The 19,079-nt window shown below is 38.9% G+C and carries 18 protein-coding genes and 1 pseudogene; 14 read left to right on the plus strand and 5 right to left on the minus strand.

Going from position 1 to position 19,079, the window contains the following annotated elements; all coding sequences use genetic code 11:
* Positions 1-6 precede the first annotated feature (6 nt).
* The 3 genes from JJN14_RS01810 to JJN14_RS01820 are packed head-to-tail and all read right to left on the minus strand — an operon-like array spanning position 7 to position 1,105.
* Positions 7-342 carry a hypothetical protein gene (locus JJN14_RS01810; protein WP_004256384.1) on the minus strand — a complete coding sequence of 112 codons (336 nt, stop codon included), beginning with the start codon at positions 340-342 and terminating at the stop codon, positions 7-9.
* A gap of 10 nt (positions 343-352) precedes the next feature.
* Entirely contained in the window at positions 353-895 is a 543-nt protein-coding gene (locus JJN14_RS01815; protein WP_004256387.1) for a DUF3278 domain-containing protein, read from the minus strand.
* Between the two features lie 15 nt (positions 896-910).
* Positions 911-1,105 (minus strand): helix-turn-helix transcriptional regulator, encoded by a 195-nt coding sequence (locus JJN14_RS01820; RefSeq protein ID WP_001082471.1) that lies wholly within the window; start codon positions 1,103-1,105, stop codon positions 911-913.
* 166 nt (positions 1,106-1,271) lie between these two features.
* Here JJN14_RS01820 and rsmH point away from each other — a divergent pair, with 166 nt between their 5' ends.
* Genes rsmH through mraY form a run of 4 tightly spaced genes read left to right on the plus strand, consistent with a single transcriptional unit; the run spans position 1,272 to position 5,787 of the window.
* Entirely contained in the window at positions 1,272-2,222 is a 951-nt protein-coding gene (rsmH, locus tag JJN14_RS01825; protein ID WP_201058746.1) for a 16S rRNA (cytosine(1402)-N(4))-methyltransferase RsmH, read from the plus strand.
* A 9-nt stretch (positions 2,223-2,231) separates the two neighbouring features.
* Positions 2,232-2,549 (plus strand): cell division protein FtsL, encoded by a 318-nt coding sequence (ftsL, locus tag JJN14_RS01830; RefSeq protein WP_070482163.1) that lies wholly within the window; start codon positions 2,232-2,234, stop codon positions 2,547-2,549.
* A gap of 3 nt (positions 2,550-2,552) precedes the next feature.
* Positions 2,553-4,805, plus strand: a complete 2,253-nt coding sequence (gene pbp2X, locus JJN14_RS01835; RefSeq protein WP_201058747.1) for a penicillin-binding protein PBP2X — start codon at positions 2,553-2,555, stop codon at positions 4,803-4,805.
* Position 4,806: 1 nt separating this feature from the next.
* Complete coding sequence (gene mraY, locus JJN14_RS01840; protein ID WP_201058748.1) at positions 4,807-5,787, plus strand: phospho-N-acetylmuramoyl-pentapeptide-transferase; 981 nt, start codon at positions 4,807-4,809, stop codon at positions 5,785-5,787.
* A gap of 271 nt (positions 5,788-6,058) precedes the next feature.
* Here the strand turns inward: mraY and JJN14_RS10250 are convergent.
* Positions 6,059-6,273 (minus strand): annotated as a pseudogene (locus tag JJN14_RS10250) (hypothetical protein).
* On the opposite strand from JJN14_RS10250, the gene JJN14_RS01845 reads away from it, so the two are divergent.
* The 9 genes from JJN14_RS01845 to JJN14_RS01885 all read left to right on the plus strand — a co-directional run bounded on the left by JJN14_RS01845 (position 6,234) and on the right by JJN14_RS01885 (position 12,975).
* Positions 6,234-7,760 (plus strand): IS1182 family transposase, encoded by a 1,527-nt coding sequence (locus JJN14_RS01845; RefSeq protein WP_134974027.1) that lies wholly within the window; start codon positions 6,234-6,236, stop codon positions 7,758-7,760. The pseudogene JJN14_RS10250 and the gene JJN14_RS01845 overlap by 40 nt on opposite strands.
* Before the next feature lie 151 nt (positions 7,761-7,911).
* Positions 7,912-8,337, plus strand: a complete 426-nt coding sequence (locus tag JJN14_RS01850; RefSeq protein WP_236253708.1) for a hypothetical protein — start codon at positions 7,912-7,914, stop codon at positions 8,335-8,337.
* A 3-nt stretch (positions 8,338-8,340) separates the two neighbouring features.
* Entirely contained in the window at positions 8,341-9,102 is a 762-nt protein-coding gene (locus JJN14_RS01855; RefSeq protein ID WP_201058749.1) for a hypothetical protein, read from the plus strand.
* 98 nt (positions 9,103-9,200) lie between these two features.
* Positions 9,201-9,815, plus strand: coding sequence for a hypothetical protein (locus tag JJN14_RS01860; protein ID WP_201058750.1), 615 nt, complete (start codon positions 9,201-9,203; stop codon positions 9,813-9,815).
* Between the two features lie 49 nt (positions 9,816-9,864).
* Complete coding sequence (locus JJN14_RS01865; RefSeq protein WP_201058751.1) at positions 9,865-10,575, plus strand: oligosaccharide translocation protein RFT1; 711 nt, start codon at positions 9,865-9,867, stop codon at positions 10,573-10,575.
* 31 nt (positions 10,576-10,606) lie between these two features.
* The gene (locus JJN14_RS01870) at positions 10,607-11,317 is read left to right on the plus strand and encodes a hypothetical protein (RefSeq protein ID WP_201058752.1); all 711 of its coding nucleotides are present in this window, start codon (positions 10,607-10,609) and stop codon (positions 11,315-11,317) included.
* A gap of 30 nt (positions 11,318-11,347) precedes the next feature.
* Positions 11,348-12,076, plus strand: coding sequence for a hypothetical protein (locus JJN14_RS01875; RefSeq protein WP_201058753.1), 729 nt, complete (start codon positions 11,348-11,350; stop codon positions 12,074-12,076).
* Entirely contained in the window at positions 12,069-12,497 is a 429-nt protein-coding gene (locus JJN14_RS01880) for a hypothetical protein (protein WP_038804217.1), read from the plus strand. The genes JJN14_RS01875 and JJN14_RS01880 overlap by 8 nt, the downstream gene beginning before the upstream one ends.
* 1 nt (position 12,498) lies before the next feature.
* Positions 12,499-12,975 carry a DUF5085 family protein gene (locus JJN14_RS01885; protein ID WP_125852227.1) on the plus strand — a complete coding sequence of 159 codons (477 nt, stop codon included), beginning with the start codon at positions 12,499-12,501 and terminating at the stop codon, positions 12,973-12,975.
* 166 nt (positions 12,976-13,141) lie between these two features.
* On the opposite strand, the gene JJN14_RS01890 is transcribed toward JJN14_RS01885, so the two are convergent.
* On the minus strand, positions 13,142-18,415 hold the full coding sequence (locus tag JJN14_RS01890; protein WP_201058754.1) for an SIALI-17 repeat-containing surface protein: 5,274 nt from the start codon (positions 18,413-18,415) through the stop codon (positions 13,142-13,144).
* A 329-nt stretch (positions 18,416-18,744) separates the two neighbouring features.
* Here JJN14_RS01890 and JJN14_RS01895 point away from each other — a divergent pair, with 329 nt between their 5' ends.
* Positions 18,745-18,993 carry a YneF family protein gene (locus tag JJN14_RS01895; protein WP_000364990.1) on the plus strand — a complete coding sequence of 83 codons (249 nt, stop codon included), beginning with the start codon at positions 18,745-18,747 and terminating at the stop codon, positions 18,991-18,993.
* The last annotated feature ends 86 nt before the right edge of the window (positions 18,994-19,079 follow it).

Here is a 19,079-nt window from a genome sequence, read left to right on the forward strand (position 1 = left end):
ACGATGTTATTTTGTTTCTTTTACGAATTGATAGAGATAATAAAGATAAGTAATAGAAGAAAGGATGGCGATAGTTAGCAGTATATAATATTTCCAATTGCTTGAAATGAGCGTCAGCTGTGGTAAGGATAGAAAGGATAGAATCATAAAGCATAGTGCTAGGTTGAGTATGCGCGTTTTTTGGGAATCTATCTTTAGATAAGTCAATCCTTTGTTGAGTGCTGGAACAAAGACTGGAAGGAGGACTATATCGTAGATTGGCAAGTTCCCTGAAACGATGATGAAGGTGAGTAGAGAAGCAAACAAAAGATGATAGGTAAGTAAAGTTACTAGTGATTTCATAGGGCACCTCCTAATCCTCATCTTGCTCTTTTTTAGTTTTTGCAATGCGACGGGAGATGAGGAACTGTATGCTCGCTCCGAAGAAGATAGAACCGAGAATGCTTGATACACCATTTCTTATAGTTAGGAGAGAATGAAAATAGTCCTGACCTTCACCTATGAGTATACTGAGAAGAGGAGTTATAAAAAACATCCATAGACCAAAGAACAAACCTGCTTTAAGACCTGGGTAGTATAGTTGCTTGCTTTCTTTCTCATTCAGCATATCTGGATCAATAGCTGTAATCCCTGTTTTTTTCATTTGGTAGGTGACATAGCCAGCAGCGATGAGGGCAATCACTAGAATCAGAGGAGGATAGATTAGAGCCACTTCTTGAGGGTATTTATAGGCCAGAAGGAGTGGAATAAGATTTCCGAAAATCATCAGATAAAAGAGGATGATAAAGACTTGGTTCCCAATACGATCGGCCTCACGCCGTTTGTATTCGTCAAGGGGACCAGAGATACCGTATGTGCGTTTGATCAGTTTTTCAGTGAAGGTTTCTTTTTTCATGAGTTGGCTCCTTTTTTAAAAATTATCCTCCCAAAAGAGACTGTTGAGGTCAGTTTGGAGGCTACGGGCGAGATTGAGACAGAGTTCCAGGGTTGGATTGTACTTGTCGTTTTCAATCATATTGATGGTTTGTCTCGAGACACCGATATCCTTGGCGAGTTCGAGCTGGGAAATGCCCAGTTCCTTGCGAAATTCTTTCACACGATTCATCTTTTCTCCTTTCTGATTTGTGTCGTATATATTTGACCATATTATATTCTTCTATGGAGTGGATGTCAAGCATATTTGACATATTTCTTAAAGAAATCTTACTTGTTTTTGCCATATTTGTCTGACTAGTGCAAGCTAGTCAGATTTGTGGTAAAATAGATAAGATATGACAAAAGAATTTCATCATGTAACGGTCTTACTCCACGAAACAATTGATATGCTTGATGTGAAACCTGACGGTGTTTACGTTGATGCGACCTTGGGTGGAGCAGGCCATAGCGAATATTTATTAAGTAAATTAAGTGAAAAGGGCCATCTCTATGCCTTTGACCAAGATCAAAATGCTATTGATAATGCGCAAAAACGCTTGGCACCTTACATTGAAAAGGGAATGGTGACCTTTATCAAGGATAACTTCCGTCATTTACAGGCACGTTTGCACGAAGCCGGTGTTCAGGAAATTGATGGAATTTGTTATGACTTGGGAGTGTCTAGTCCTCAGCTGGACCAGCGTGAGCGTGGTTTTTCTTATAAGAAGGATGCACCACTGGACATGCGCATGAATCAGGATGCTAGTCTGACAGCTTATGAAGTGGTGAACCACTATGACTATCATGACTTGGTTCGTATTTTCTTCAAGTATGGTGAGGACAAATTCTCTAAACAAATCGCGCGTAAGATTGAACAAGCACGTGAAGTGAAGCCAATTGAGACAACGACTGAGTTGGCAGAGATTATCAAGTCGGCTAAACCTGCCAAGGAACTCAAGAAGAAGGGCCATCCTGCCAAGCAGATTTTCCAGGCTATTCGGATTGAAGTCAATGATGAACTGGGAGCGGCAGATGAGTCTATCCAGCAGGCTATGGAGATGTTGGCTCTAGATGGTAGAATCTCAGTGATTACTTTCCATTCCTTGGAAGACCGCTTGACCAAGCAATTGTTCAAGGAAGCTTCAACAGTGGAAGTTCCAAAAGGTTTGCCTTTCATCCCAGATGATCTTAAGCCCAAGATGGAATTGGTGTCCCGTAAGCCAATCTTGCCAAGTGCAGAAGAATTAGAAGCCAATAACCGCTCGCACTCAGCCAAGTTGCGCGTGGCCAGAAAAATTCACAAGTAAGAGGAAAAAATGGTAGATAAGAAAGAAACAACCAGTCAATTCTTGCAGAATCGTATAAAAAAATTCTCACGTGTGGAGAAGGCTTTTTATCTTTCCATCGCTTTTACGGCTCTCGTTTTAGCAGTAAGCATTATCTTTATGCAGACACGGCTCTTGCAAGTGCAAAGTGATTTAACAAAAATCAATGCGCAGATAGAGGAGAAGAAGACAGAGTTGGACGATGCCAAGCAGGAAGTGAATGAATTGATTCGTGCCGAGCGCTTGAAAGAGATTGCAGATAAAAAAGATTTGAAATTGAATAATGAAAATATCCGAACAGCGGAGTAAGATATGAAATGGACAGAAAAAATAACCCGATTTGCGATAAAAAATCGTAAGTCTCCAGCAAAAAACCGTAGGATAGTTGGCAAGTACCTCAGCTTTTTAGCTGTTGCCCTTTTCGGCCTCTTTTTGGCCAATTTTGCTTATATTATCGCAAAAGGTAATATATTTGGTACTGACTTGGTAAAAGAGGCTAAAAAGGTTCACCAAACAACCCGAACAGTTCCTGCCAAACGTGGGACTATCTATGACCGAAATGGAGTGCCTATTGCTGAAGATGCGACTTCCTATAACGTCTATGCTGTTATTGATAAAAAATACAAGTCAGCAACTGGAAAAATTCTTTATGTAGAGGATTCGCAGTTTAATAAGGTAGCTGAAGTCTTCCATAAGTATTTAGACATGGATGAAGCTTATGTGAAAGAGCAACTGGCTCAACCAAATCTGACCCAGGTTTCCTTTGGTGCAAAAGGAAATGGGATTACATATGCCAATATGATGGCTATTAAAAAAGATTTGAAAGATGCTAGTGTGGAAGGGATTGACTTTACAACTAGCCCTAACAGAAGCTATCCAAATGGACAATTTGCTTCTAGCTTTATTGGCTTAGCCCAACTTCATGAAAATGAGGATGGTAGTAAGAGTTTGTTAGGGACTTCTGGTTTGGAGAGTTCTTTAAATACCATTCTTGCTGGGACAGACGGTATTATTACCTATGAAAAAGACCGTGTAGGAAATATCGTACCAGGTACAGAACTGGTATCGCAACAAACTGTGGATGGCAAGGATGTTTATACAACATTGTCTAGTCCGCTACAATCTTTCATGGAAACTCAGATGGATGCCTTTCTAGAAAAAGTAAAAGGTAAGTATATGACCGCGACCTTGGTCAGTGCAAAGACCGGTGAAATTCTCGCTACCACCCAACGACCTACCTTTAATGCAGATACTAAAGAAGGAATCACTGAGGACTTTGTTTGGCGTGACATTCTTTATCAAAGTAACTATGAACCAGGATCAGGCATGAAGGTTATGACGTTAGCTTCTTCTATTGATAATAATACCTTCCCAAGTGGAGAATACTTCAATAGCAGTGAATTTAAAATGGCGGATGCGACGACTCGAGATTGGGATGTTAATGAAGGTTTGACTACTGGTAGTATGATGACTTTCTTACAAGGTTTCGCTCACTCCAGTAATGTTGGAATGAGTCTACTTGAACAAAAAATGGGAGATGCTACTTGGTTGGATTATCTAAAACGCTTTAAATTTGGGGTTCCAACTCGCTTTGGCTTGACAGATGAATACGCTGGTCAACTTCCAGCTGATAATATTGTTAGTATTGCTCAAAGCTCATTTGGGCAAGGAATTTCAGTGACACAAACACAAATGCTTCGTGCCTTTACAGCTATTGCTAATGATGGAGTTATGCTGGAGCCAAAATTTATAAGTGCTATTTATGATACTAACAATCAGTCTGTACGTAAGTCACAAAAAGAAATAGTAGGAAATCCTGTTTCCAAAGAGGCAGCAAGCTTGACTCGTACTAACATGATATTAGTTGGGACGGACCCTATATATGGAACTATGTATAATCATTACACAGGAAAGCCAATTATAACAGTTCCTGGACAAAATGTAGCAGTTAAATCCGGTACGGCTCAAATCGCTGATGAGAAAAATGGAGGATACTTGGTTGGTTCTACCAATTATATTTTCTCAGTTGTGACTATGAATCCTGCTGAAAATCCTGATTTTATCTTGTATGTAACGGTTCAACAGCCTGAGCATTATTCAGCTGCCCAGTTGGGAGAGTTTGCCAATCCTATTTTAGAACGAGCTTCAGCTATGAAAGAATCTCTCAATCTTCAATCTCCTGCTAAGAATTTAGATCAAGTGACGACAGAATCTTCGTATGCAATGCCTAGTATCAAGGACATTTCACCTGGTGATTTGGCGGAAACCTTACGCCGAAACATTGTTCAGCCAATCGTTGTTGGTACGGGAACAAAAATTAAAGAGTCTTCTGTAGAAGAAGGAAAAGATCTTGCACCAAACCAACAAGTTCTCCTTTTATCTGATAAGGTAGAAGAAATTCCAGACATGTATGGCTGGAAAAAAGAGACTGCTGAGACATTTGCTAAATGGTTGGATATTGAATTGGAATTTGAAGGTTCAGGTTCTGTCGTTCAGCAACAAGATGTTCGTGCTAATACCTCTATAAAGAACATTAAAAATATTAAATTAACTTTAGGAGACTAATATGTTTATTTCCATCAGTGCTGGAATTGCGACCTTTTTACTAACTTTAGTAGGAATTCCGGCCTTTATCCAATTTTATAGAAAGGCGCAAATTACAGGCCAGCAGATGCATGAGGATGTCAAACAGCACCAGGCAAAAGCTGGGACTCCTACAATGGGGGGGCTTGTTTTCCTCATTACTGCAGTTGTGGTGAGTTTCCTCGTCGCTCTTTTTTCAAAACAATTGACCAATAATGTTGGTATGGTTTTGTTTATTTTGGTCTTGTATGGTTTGGTTGGTTTTTTAGATGACTTCCTCAAGGTCTTCCGTAAAATCAATGAGGGCCTTAATCCCAAACAGAAATTGGCTCTTCAGCTGCTAGGTGGAGTCATTTTCTACCTTTTTTATGAGCGTGGGGGCGATATGCTCTCTGTCTTTGGCTACCAAGTGCATTTAGGGATTTTCTATATTATCTTCGCTCTTTTCTGGCTAGTCGGTTTTTCAAACGCAGTCAACTTGACAGATGGTATTGACGGTCTAGCGAGTATTTCCGTTGTGATTAGCTTGTCTGCCTATGGAGTTATTGCCTATGTGCAAGGTCAGATGGATATCCTTCTAGTGATTCTTGCCATGATTGGTGGTTTGCTTGGTTTCTTCGTCTTTAACCATAAGCCTGCTAAAGTCTTTATGGGGGATGTGGGAAGTTTGGCCCTAGGTGGAATGCTGGCAGCTATCTCTATGGCCCTCCACCAAGAATGGACTCTCTTGATTATCGGAATTGTTTATGTCTTTGAAACAACTTCGGTTATGATGCAAGTCAGTTATTTCAAACTGACAGGTGGTAAACGTATTTTTCGTATGACGCCTGTGCATCATCATTTTGAGCTTGGAGGATTGTCTGGTAAGGGAAGTCCTTGGAGCGAGTGGAAGGTCGACTTCTTCTTTTGGGGAGTGGGGCTATTAGCAAGTCTCTTGACCCTAGCAATTTTATACCTACTGTAAAAAAATAATCTAGTGTTTCGATTGTATGACACGAAAACGGACAATAGTAACGTATACAGATAGTCTAGTAGATAATATAAAGGAATAAAAATTTCTAAAATAATGATATAAGATACTTACTCAAAGTATAATACGAGTTAAGTAATAGAATGTGTCTAATGTCCGATTTTTTTAGAAAATCTAAAAAATGATTGAGTAACATTATTATCATCAGGGTATATTTAGTTGGAATCTTGCAACAGAAATTCAAGAAAGTGAAGAGTTCATTGTACTAAATTTCAAAAAATTTAAAACTGAAATATTTAATATCATGATAGACTAAAAGAGCCTGGGACAATAGTCTCTTATCTCAAAAAAAGCAACGGATTTGCCGTTGCTTTTTTGCATGGTTGCGATAGTCTGGGTAAAATAGAATTGCTTAATAAACCATTTAGAAAGGCTATCCCATGCATATTCACTATAACACAAATCAAACAACTTTACCACTAGAAATCAGTTCTTTCTTGCCACAAGATCATCTCGTCTTTACTATTGAAAAAGTGGTGAATACCTTGGAGGATAGTCACTTCCATACTTTCTATCATGCCTTTGGTCGCCCGTCTTATCACCCTAAAATGCTTGTATCTGCTCTTCTATTTGCCTATTCACAAGGGATTTTCTCTGGTCGAAAAATTGAAAAAATGATGGTTGAAAATCTGGCTATGCAGTACCTAACAGGACAGTTAGTTGTTAGCTACCGCACCATCAATCGTTTTCGTGTCGCTGAAGGGATGGAAGAACTCATTCGTGATCTTTTCATCGACCTCAATCTTCGTTTAAAAATGGAAGAGTTAGTGACCTTAGATTGTTTGTTTATTGACGGGACTAAGATTGAAGCCAATGCCAACAAGTATAGTTTCGTGTGGAAGAAAGCGACAGAGAAATTCTCCGCCAAACTTCAAGAACAGATACAAGTCTATTTTCAAGAAGAAATCACTCCCCTTATCCATCAAGCTATCGAACTGGATACACAAGAGCCTATCTCCTCAGAGCAGTTGCTTGCATTCTCTCAAGTCCTTGAAGAAGAATTGGAAAAACTGAGCCAGGACATTGAGGAGACACCCGTTAAAGGAAAGGACGAACGTAAAACACAACGTAGGAAACTCAAGAAAGTCTTGCGTAAAGTCAAGGATGATTTTTCAGTACGTGCTGAAAAATATGAGAGTTATCAGGAGACATTTGAAGGTCGCAACAGCTTTTCCAAAACCGATCCAGACGCCACTTTTATGCGGATGAAGGAAGATCATATGAAAAATGGCCAACTCAAGGCTGCTTATAATCTTCAAATCGCTACTGAAAACCAATTTGTTCTTCACTATGATATCTTCTCAAATCCGACAGATACCAAGACTCTTCTGCCCTTACTTGAAACCTATCCGCATGACATAAAGACAGTTGTCGCAGATGCTGGATATGGAAGTGAAGAGAACCTTCTTCGTTTAGATGAAAAGAAGGTAAACCATCTGATTAAATATGCCATGTTTGATAAGGAACAGAAAAGAGGGTATAAACAGTCAGCTAGAAACTTAGCGAATTGGCACTATAATGACAAGGGGGATAGCTACACACATCCTGATGGCTGGTGCTATCGTTTTCACCATACCAAACATCAGAAAACACAGACGGACTTTCAACAGGAAATCAAGGTTTACTACGCAGACGAACCTGAATCAGCTCCTCAAAAGGGACTGTATATGAACGAACGCTATCAGCACTTAAAAACGAAAGAATGTCAGGCGCTTTTATCTCCCCAAGGTAGACAGATTTTCGCTCAACGCAAGATTGATGTGGAACCTGTCTTTGGGCAGATAAAGGCTTGTTTGGGTTACAAGAGATGTAATCTGAGAGGGAAGCGTCAAGTGAGAATTGACATGGGATTGGTACTTATGGCCAATAACCTCCTAAAATACAATAAGAGAACGACTCAAAATTAAAAAGCTAGAGTTCTACAATTGGAAATCTCTAGCTTTTTTGTAGTCGAGAACTATTTTGTCTCAGACTCTTTCTATATGATGAGAAAATGTTATAATAAAGATTAAGTAGAATGGTCACTGATGTAACCTATCTGAAAAGGAGCAGGAAGTATTGACAGCGGTAGCGATGACCTTATCAGGACATCCGGATGTTTTTCGGGCGTGTTATATAGCTTTTATGAATGACGAACCTAGTTATCATTATCATCCAATGATAGGGGCGCCGTTGGAATTTTTCTATGAAAAAGAACTAGTGCGGATTCGGCGTCTTCAAGAAGAAGTTATCCTACCTCGTTCGCTTTTTATCCAGTATGCTTCCTATGTGGATCTCTGTTTAAGTCGTATCTATCCTTTAGGTACTGTGGTCGAACTTGATCGTGAGCTTCTTCCTAAGGATTTGGTTGAGTCATTTGAAAGCGAACAGATGGACTTTTTTGTAGTCATTTCAGGTCGTCGAGTTGATTTGGCAAACGGACATTACGTGGATTATGTTGGTCATGGCTATCCGTTTGGATTGGGCTTATCAATAGGGTGGTAAAATATGGAAATACAATTACAATTGCGTGGAAACTCAGAAGGATTTATCCTTCAGTCAAAATTACCTGATGATGAACATTGGACTGAAAGAATTGAAATCGTTCAAGAAGAGGAAGGTTACCGTCTATATGCAAAAGATGTAGAAATTCTTGTCTTGAAAGAATCAGAATATATTTCTAAAAGAAAAAGAATAGTCGCAAGAGGGTTAAATAAGGATTTGATTTATTCTGAAGAAGAAAGATTTGAACATTTATGGGAACAAGCATACTGGCATGGAGTTTTTCAATTTAATTTAAATAACTATGAGATGAAGTGTGTAGGTTCAGGTAGTAAAGGAGATATTTTACCTGTCACAAAAGATGGCATTCCGATTGCCGTTTATGCTGAAAGTAATATTGCAATTGCTGGAAAGAGAAACTTTTCTCTCTATACTGAAAATATTGACGAAATTGACAATTTACTGATGTTTTACGTAATTGATTATATTAGGGGGTATGACTTTTTAGATATTGATTCTTTATCTGCAAGATATCGTTTCTTTTATCAATTCGATGATCGCTCAGCTATAACGAAGGAACATTTAGATATGCTTCCAGAGAAGAGAAGACCTTCTAAGTTAGAGGCGTTTATCATCTATTTTTTATCAGCCTTCCTTGTTGTGGGTGTAAGCTTGGTATCATTACGCCCTTTATTCGCATTTTTAGTAGGATTACTAATACATTATATTTATACTATCATAAAGAATTGGAGAGATAGACGTGAATAGTAGGTTATTTACTTATTAATTTTATATTGATGCAGCATTAAAAGGAATCTTAAAAAAGGCGCCAATAGGCTGATAAAAGGCATGAGAGGATGGTTTAAATGAAGAAACGATTTCATAGAACACTGATAGATATATTAAATAATGCTAAGGGACCTGTTCCGATGTGGGGGACATTAACCCAAATATTTGTTATATTTCCTTTGATAATGTTCATGTTTTTTATGACAGCAAATAGTTTAGTAAATCAATATGTTTTCAGTTCTATAAATATCATAGCAGTAGTTTTAGAGTTACTTTCTTTTGTAATTATTTTAATGTCAAAGTTACAAAGTAATTTTGCAACGGGACTAATTACCTATATTATGGGTGTTGTTACATATATAACTGCTCCCTTTGCTGTAATAGGACTAGGTGGAGGAGAACAATTCCTTTTATTTCAGTTATTTGTAATACTTTTATATCCAATAATAATTTTTCTTCTTATGCTATTATTAGGTGGTGTTGATGGTCAGCAAGTGCTGAAAGAAAAAGTTATTAGTGTAATTTTTGGTATCTCAGGAGCTATTATTGTAATTTCAGTTATCTTACTTATTTTAATAGGAAACCCTGCTGCTTCTTGGTTATTATTTGGATTACAATTGCTATTTTCACCTTTTCTATTTCTTTCGTGGGGGTATATACTTTATCCATTAAGACATAGGTCAAATGTATAAAGTTTTAAGGTACTAATAGCCTGATAAAAAGCATGAGAGGAAGGTTTAAATGATACTGGAACGAATTAAAAAAACATTTGAATTTCAAAGAAGTAGAATAAAGGGACCGGTTCCTCTTTGGGGGGTATTAAATGGGATTTTTATTTTATATCCTATAGCCTTTTTTATGTTTATGGCAGGAGGATTAGAGGTGCTCAACAATCCCTCTTTGTATCAAGGCTTGATTATTACAGGAATTATTGTTTGGGTATTAAATCTAGTTTTTCTTTTGGATCTTAAGCGAGGGATATTAACCAGTTTTGGGACCTATCTCATGTATCTGACTGGTCATATTTATATCATTATTGGTTTTGGTGCTATGAGTGGGGACCATAATTTTATTGGTCTAAAGCTATCCCTCCCTCTTATCCAATCCATTATTGTAATAGCCGTCATGAGCTGTTTGGTCAATTTAGACTCTGAAGAAGTTATCTCGCAGAAAGCCAGCAAAGTTATGCTCAACTTTGTATTCGCTCCTCCGCTTATTATATCGTGTGTCTGTATATTTTTAGCGATGATTGGATATGAATATTTTTGGGGATGGGGTGTATCCTTGCTTTCGATGACCTTTGGACATTTGTTTTATGCTACCTGGTTTATAATTATCTATGCCTACCAACACCGTCATGATGTTGAGGAAGAGACTTCAATCAAGCATATAAAAGTAAACCCAGATATGATTTCCAACAGAGAATTTGACAGAGATAGATTTAAAAAGTAAAGTTTTAAAAGGGTATGAGAGGATGGTTTAAATGATACTGAAACGAATTAAAAAAACATTTGAATTTCAAAGAAGTAGAATAAAGGGACCAGTTCCTCTGTGGGGGGTATTAAATGGGATTTTTATTTTATATCCTTTGGCATTTTTGTTTTTTCTTGCAGGAGGATTAGAGGTTCTCAACAATCCCTCTTTGTATCAAACATTGCTTATTGCAGGGATTGTTGTTTGGATTTTAAATCTGGTATTTTTACTGGATCTTAGACGAGGAATTTTAACTAGTTTTGGAACCTATCTCATGTATCTGACTGGTCATATTTATGCCATTATTGGCTTTAGCGCTATTAGTGGCGACCATAGTTTTCTTGGTTTAAAAATTTTCCTTCCTCTAATCTTTTCCATTATTATGAATATTGTTATGAGTTTGATGGTTGACTTAGACTCTGAAGAAATTTTATCAGAAAAGGCCGCCAAAAATTTCTATAATTTTTTATTTGGACCTCCTGTAATTTTATCTCTTTGCTTTATTTTTTTAGGGATAATTGGATATGAATATTTTTTGGGATGGGGGATGTCTTTATTATTCATGTTTTTTGGACCTGCTTTATACCAAACGTGGTTTATAATTATCTATGCCTACCAACACCGTAATGATGTTGAGGAAGAGACTTCAATGAAACATATAAAAGTAAACCCAGATATGATTTCAAACAGAGAATTTGACAGAGATAGGTTTAAAAAGTAAAGTTTTAAAAGGTATGAGAGGATGGTTTAAATGATACTGGAACGAATTAAAAAAACGTTTGAACTTCAAAGAAGGAGTGTTCACGGACCAGTTCCTCTGTGGGGGGTATTAAATGGGATTTTTATTATATATCCTATAGCATTTTTTATGTTTTTTGCAGGAGGGTTAGAGGTTCTAAAAAATGAGGACTTATATCAAGGGCTTCTTATTGCAGGGATTGTTGTTTGGATTTTAAATCTGGTATTTTTACTGGACCTTAGACGAGGAATTTTAACTAGTTTTGGAACCTATCTCATGTATCTGACTGGTCATATTTATGCCATTATTGGCTTTAGCGCTATGAGTGGCGACCATAGTTTTCTTGGTTTAAAAATTTTCCTTCCTCTAATCTTTTCCATTATTATGAATATTGTTATGAGTTTGATGGTTGACTTAGACTCTGAAGAAATTTTACCAGAAAAGGCCGCCAAAAATTTCTATAATTTTGTATTTGGTCCTCCTATGATTTTATCTTTTATTTGTGTTTTTTTAGCGATAATTGGATATGAATATTTTTGGGGATGGGGGATGTCTTTATTATTCATGTTTTTTGGACCTGCTTTATACCAAACGTGGTTTATAATTATCTATGCCTACCAACACCGTAATGATGTTGAGGAAGAGACTTCAATCCAGCATATAAAAGTAAACCCAGATCTGATTTCCAACAGAGAATTTGACAGAGATAGATTTAGTAGAAAGGTAACTAAAGATGATTAAAGAAATACAACTACATATGAGCCATTTGATGACAGATCAGGTCCAGATTCAAGCGGACGAACTATTGGAGTTATTTGTTCATACAGAACTCCTTCCCTATACTGATGGTATTTATAAGGATGGTCCAACCATTTTTGAGATGACTCCAACTCAATTTAACGAAGAAAAGCAAGATGTGGGAGTCTATATTCCAGTTATATCTGAAGCAGAGCCAACAAGTCAACTGGATTATCAGGCATCTCTAGATATAGAAGGAATTAGCAAGCGGGTTCTATTTGATGGTAGCTTGGATGAAACAATTGAGGAGATGAAAGCTTATATTCGTGATCATGGTTGGGAGTTGCAAGATAAGTTATACCTAGTCTTGATTCCTGTTTATGATGATTTGTTTGTAGATTTGATTATCCCAGTGGAGAAGTAAAATGGCAGAAATTACATATGGTATGAATCAATCCTTAATGATGAGTAATGTCTTGAGTGTGAACTATAATATTGTCGGTGATGAGATTGCAGTAGCCTTTCAAGATATGATTCAAACAGCTGTAGCGGCAGGATATACACCTAAAAGCAACCCATTTTACTCATGCCCTCATATCGGAGAATTGGAAGATGGAACATACAACATCACAGTCTATCTTCCCGTTCATGAGGATTATCTAGGAAAAGAAGAGATAATGGAAGGGACAGCCTATAACAGTTATTTTTTGGTTCCTCGAATGGCAGGAGTAAGAGTGACTGGAGAGGAAGCTGTTGACTTTGATAAGGGGATATACCTGCTAACCAAATTATTGCTTGACAATGACTTAGAAGAATCTACGCCCGTGTTTTATATTTCAAGCAAGATAAATGATGTTTTGTATACAGATATCATGGTAGGGATTCGAGACAAAAGGGATTGAGGATAATATACGGAGAGCTAACGCATTCGGATAAGAATAGGCAGAATTAGACAGATGAATCGGATGTTCTGATGTTTCCTTTTTAGCATCTAAGATAAACATGTTTGATTTTAATCAAAAACCAGGATGAAGTTTATCTTCATCCTGGTTTTTGTGTGCTTAAAAGTTAGTTGGACTCATCCTTCTTACTCTTAAGTAGAAAAGTTGCTGTTAGGACTAGACTCAATCCTGACAAGAATAGTAGTGGACTAGACGTTTCACCAGTAGCTGGAAGTTGTTCTTTAGGAGAATAATTGGCCGATTGAGCAAATCCTGGACTAGATGAAACTTGCTCAGAGCTATTGGCTAATGGTTCGATATCTGTTTCACTTGGTTTTTGATTTGCAGTAGTTGATGCTCCATTAGCTTGATAAACGACTGCATAGGTGCTGAAATGACTAGTCATAAATTCTGCCATTCCCTCGCGAATAGTAAAATCGAGTGCCTGTAACTCTTTTGATGGAGTTAGGTAGTAGACATTTTCGACAGCTGAGGAAATAGGCAAGCGGACCAAGACAGCTCCTTTTGGTTGCAAACTCTGGTCTGTTGAATTTTTAAGGTGAAGATCGTAAGCATCATAGGTCTTACCAAATAGTTCTTGAGCTAATACACGTCTGCTAGAAATGTGAGAAATTCCCTCTAAGTCAGTCGCTCCTCCAATAATTTCAACTTTAGTCTTTTCATCCTTTAAGACACGAAGTTTATATTCAGGAACAGAAACAGTAGGAGCTTGTTCTTGTCCCGCTGTCCCGACAGGTTGAGTGTACTCAGGAATAGAAACAGTAGGCGGTTGTTCTAGTCCTGCTGTGCTGATAGGTTGAGTGTACTCAGGAATATTTACTACAGGCGGTTGTTCCTGTCCAGCCGTTCCGATAGGTTTAGTGTATTCAGGGATAGAAACAGTAGGCGGTTGTTCCTGTCCAGCCGTTCCGATAGGCTCAGTGTACTCAGGAATAGAAACGGTAGGTGGCTGTTCTTGTCCAGCTGTACCTATAGGTTTAGTGTACTCAGGAATGTTTACTACAGGCGGTTGTTCCTGTCCGGCTGTACCTATAGGTTTAGTATACTCCGGAATATTTACTACAGGCGGTTGTTCCTGTCCGGCTGTACCGATAGGCTTAGTGTATTCAGGAATTTCTACAATAGGAGCAGGGTCATCTCCCTTGCTTGTAGTTGGTTGCTGATTCTCAACCTTCTTCTCATCCTTTTTGGTAAAGACAGCTACTACAGGACTGCTTGTTGTATTTCCCTGGATAGAATAAGCTTCTATCGCATTTCCAATTTTTCGATTGGTTTCGTCAGGGATAGGGATTTGTACCTGATTATCTTGAATTGATAAGACAGTCTGATCTCCAGTCGTAACTAGATGATTATCGTCTATCCTGCGTAAAACGAGTGGATCTTTGATGCCTGGGAAGGTCACAGCGATGGCTTCCCAATCTCCAGCTGGAAGAGTTAAAGAGATGTTTTTATCCCCTTCCTTAAGTGGTGCGATACTTGGACTATCTATACCAACAGCAGGGGCTTTGATGATATCAAATGAATCTAGAGAAATTTTCTTGCGACCTGCTGGTGAATTTGGATCAACTTTCAATGTCAAAATATGATTACCATCGGTCAGATTAGTAAATTCTCCAATTAAGGTTGCCTTTTGGGTAGCTCCAGCTGTGTAGAAGTCTAGACTTGGCATTTCTTTGCCATCTAGTGTCACGAGAGCTTTTCCGAGAGCGGATGTTTTGAGTCCGTAAATTCGAATACCTGTTCCAGTAAATGGAATGGTTGCTTGAGCTTCTGAAGCAGTACTTGGGTCGGCGTTATTGATGTCCGCATATTTTTCTGTGCTCTTATATAATTCAGTATCGCTCCAATCTTTGAATTGAGATCCGTATTGAATGCGAGGGTCGCGGTCATCCATTTTTTCAATGGTTGTTCCTTGTCCCGGTAAAACTTTAAAGTAGTCTAAGGAAATTTTGGAGCGCTCACTGCCACGGTGTTTATGCTCTTGTTTTACAGTGATAGTCATCACATGAGCACCATCTGACAATCCTGTGAAGCGACCGATAAGGCTACCTTTTTCAGTTGCACCTGCAGTATAGAAGTCCAGTTCACCGACTGATTTACCATCGATTTTGACTTCAGCGATTCCCAATTGAGATGATTTGAGACCATAGATTTCAATGCCAACACCATTGAAAGGAATGGTTGCTGTCGCATCTTTATCTGTATAGTTACCTAGTGAAAGGTCGGCAAACTTCTCTGTTCCTCCAAATAATTCTGAGTCTGCCCAGTTTCCAAATGCAGAACCGTATTGGATTCGGCTATCACGGTCATCCATCAATTGGTTATAGGTTTCGACATTGGCCTTTTCGGATACCTGTGTAGAAACATTACCCAGCATAGCCTTAACAGTATAAGTGTAGGCGAGTTGAGGGTCGAGTGAACGGTCGATAAAATGGGTTTGATTGGTCACAAATTCTCTGCTTGCAGAGGTTTGGCCGGATTCGTCTTTCACGTGTCTTTGGATAACATAGTGGGTAGCGCCTTCTACTTGGTTGAAGGTAAGTTCGGCAGTGACGCCATTTTGTCTAACTGCTGTCAGACTGGTTACACGACCAGGGAAATGTTCAAAGGTAATGACATCACCTTTTTGTGTTGCCAGTTGGATGCGGCCATCTTTAAGAACAGTTGCTTTGACAGATTTGCCATTAACCTTAACCTGACTGGCTTCGATATTTGGATAATCTACAACTAGGTCTCCACCGACATTTGAAAGGAAGGACAAGCTTTGCAGGTTTTTATCTTTCCACTTCATGCTGACTTCAAAGTTACCGCGAGCAACCAGACCAGAAACCTGACCGTCTTTCCAAGCATCTGGAAGGGCTGGCAATGGTGCAATGTAGCCAGTGTGTGATTGGAGAAGCATTTCTGCAATCCCACTGGTTGCTCCAAAGTTTCCATCGATTTGGAAAGGTGCGTGCGTGTCCCAAAGGTTTTCTAGGGTTGAATATTTGAGCTGTTCAGCGAGCAAGCGATGGGCACGGTTACCGTCTAAGAGACGAGCCCAGAGGTTGATTTTATTGGCCTTAGACCAACCAGTACCACCATCTCCGCGATGGTTCAAAGTTGCACGCGCAGCTTCTAAGTATTCAGCCTGGTCCTTGCTAAAGAGCGTACCTGGGAAGAGACCTACCAGATGGGAAACGTGGCGGTGGTTATTTTCAATACCTTCATTAGTGAATTGTGGACTGTCTTCTTCGTACCATTCCTTGATGCGTCCGTCTTTGTTAATGTGAAGTGGTTTTAGTTTGTCAAATTTAGCCTTGACCTCTGTAACTAGGTCTTTGTCGACATTCAGATGGTTGGCAACTTCCATGTAGTCATGGAATAGCTGCCAGACTAGTGATTGGTCAAAGGTATTTCCAATGGTAATAGTACCGTGTTCAGGTGAATAGGATGGAGAAGATACCCAACGGTCACTGGCCTGGTCATAGTGCAAGAAGGAGTTCCAGAACTTAGCAGTTTCCTTGAGCATTGGATAGATCTTTTCTTTGAGATAAGTCTCATCCTTGGTGAATTTATAGTAGTCATAGACGTTCTGCATCATCCAGGCATTAGCTGCTGGCGACCAACCCCAATAGTAATTCCAACCAGGAGTAGTCCAGCCAAATGGTGTCGCCTGGGTATGAACCAGCCAGCCATTTTCTTGTCCATCTTTGGATTCGATACCGGCATATTCCTTAGCAGCGATACGGCCATAGTAACGCATATCGTCAATGTAATTGATCATTGGCTTGGCTGTTTCAGCTAGATTGCTCATGTAGGCTGGCCAATAGTTCATTTGCAAATTGACATTGAGGTGGTAGTCAGCGTTCCAAGGTGGATTGTCTACGGCATTCCAGACTCCTTGTAGGTTGGCAGGAAGGGCATCTGTCCGATCACGAGATGAACTAATCAATAAATAACGTCCGTATTGGAAGAAGAGTTCTTCCAGTTTTTGCCCTTTGCTAGGGTTATAGGTCTGAAGGGCCTCTTTTGTCGTTTGAGCAGTATTGCTTCCACCTAGGTTTAGTTTGACGCGGTTAAAGAGGCTTTGATAGTCTTTGATATGGTTCTTTTTAAGTGTCTCGTAGTCTTTGCCCCTAGCTGCTTCTACAATGCCTTTAACTGTTTTTTCGAGGTCAATGTCTTTGCGATAGTTTGTTTTTGGATTCTGAGCAAAGTTAGTCTTGGCACTGAGTAAAAGCGTAGCGTAGCTGGCCCCTGTGACCGTTAAACTATCCTCATGAACAGTAACTTTTCCGTCCGTTTTAATTCCTAGATAGGATGCGAACTGGAGGCCATTATCTTTGACTGTACCTTTTAGTAGGATACCATTTGGGTCTGTCGTAACATGGCCACTCTTGTAGTTAGAATATTCCGCTGAGTAGTCTCCGTTAGCAAGTAAATCTTCTGTTAAGCTATTCCAAACTGTAAAATCAAGTTTTTTGTCCCCTTTTTGGGTCAAGTGGGTCACGGTGACATCATCAGGGTAACTTGAGAAGGTTTCTCTTTTAAAGGTCGTTCCATCTTGGGTGTAAGAAGTTGTAGTAGTGGCTTCTGTGATATCCAAACCACGGTGATAGTCTGTAACTGTATCCAGCCCCTTTTTCTGGTTATTGAAGACCATGAAGATATCACCAAAGGCTAGATAACGTCCATACTGGGCGTTGTTTGGTCCAACTAGATTTTGTTCAGCTAATCGTTTGGCTTTTTGGCGATCTCCGTCTTCAAGAGCCTTACGAATTTCTGCTAAAATTTTATACCGTTCCTGATAGTTTCCTCCATTATAGTCGGTACTGTCGGGACGCGGTCCACCTGACCAAAGAGTTTTTTCGTTGTATTGGATTCTCTCCTCGCCAATGAGACCAAAAACCTTAGCACCCATTTCACCATTCCCAACTGGGAGTGCTTGTTTTTCCCAGCCATCATAGGAAGGTGCTGTTGGTCGATCATAGTTTAGCTGATAGTTGCTTTGTTCTGTCACAGGTGGTTCTTGTTTTTCGGTTTCCTTATTTTCATTAGGTTTTACAATAGCTTCAGTACTGGCTTGGTTAGTTGTAGCAGAAGTAACATCAGCATTAGCGGGTTTACTTTCAGAAGAACTATTATTAGCTAGAACTGGTTTTGTATGATCAATTGGCACGTTTGGCTGTGTATGCTCAGTTGATTCACTTGCTTTTGTTATAGTGTCTGTCTTAACTGTAGTTTTCTCTAATGCAGGCTCGTTTTGCTGTACTTCAATAGTATCAGCAGAGACGGTATGACTAGCTAGAAAAACCGCTCCAAGCAAAACAGAGGCTGTGCCGACTGTTAGCTTTCGAATACTGTAGCGACAGGATTTCTCCCTCCAAATTTTTTCCATAGAAACCTCCTTTATTAATTAAAAGCGCTTTCATTTTTAATGAGGCGAACTTTTGTTTCTATATTGTGTTGTTAATCTAATTTTACCAGCTAATGAAGTGTTGTCAAGAGGATTAGAGAAGGATATATATTTGATATTGTTTTGTATTAAAAAAGTGGAGGAAACGAATGGTAAGAGAGTGTATTTTTTATATTCTTTCTAGTTTTGACTAGAACAATAAGCCAACTTTAATTAAAGCTTACTCATCTCTGAAAGCGTAAAACAAACTAGTCAGGGTGGCTAGTTTATGGTATAATGAAAGAGACTCAAAAAGAAACAGGAGAAAAATGATGGATTTACTTTTAGCAATTGTATTGATTGTGCTAGCTTTTCTAGGAGGAGCTCTTGGAGGGATGTACTTGGTTCGTAAGCAAATTGAAAAAGAATTCGCTGACAACCCACGTTTGAATGCTGAAGCAGTTCGTACTCTTTTGAGTGCAAATGGTCAAAAACCAAGCGAAGCCAAGGTACAACAAGTTTACCACCAAATCATCCGCCAACAAAAGGCAGCCCTTGCTAACAATAAAAAGAAAAAATAAATAAGGAAAAGTCTGGGATGAAAGTTCCAGACTTCTCACTATGTTGGCTATGGTTTAGGGATGAGACTTTTTCCTTGCATTCTATT

The sequence above is a fragment of the Streptococcus mitis genome (assembly GCF_016658865.1).
Classification (GTDB): Bacteria; Bacillota; Bacilli; order Lactobacillales; family Streptococcaceae; genus Streptococcus; species Streptococcus mitis_BT.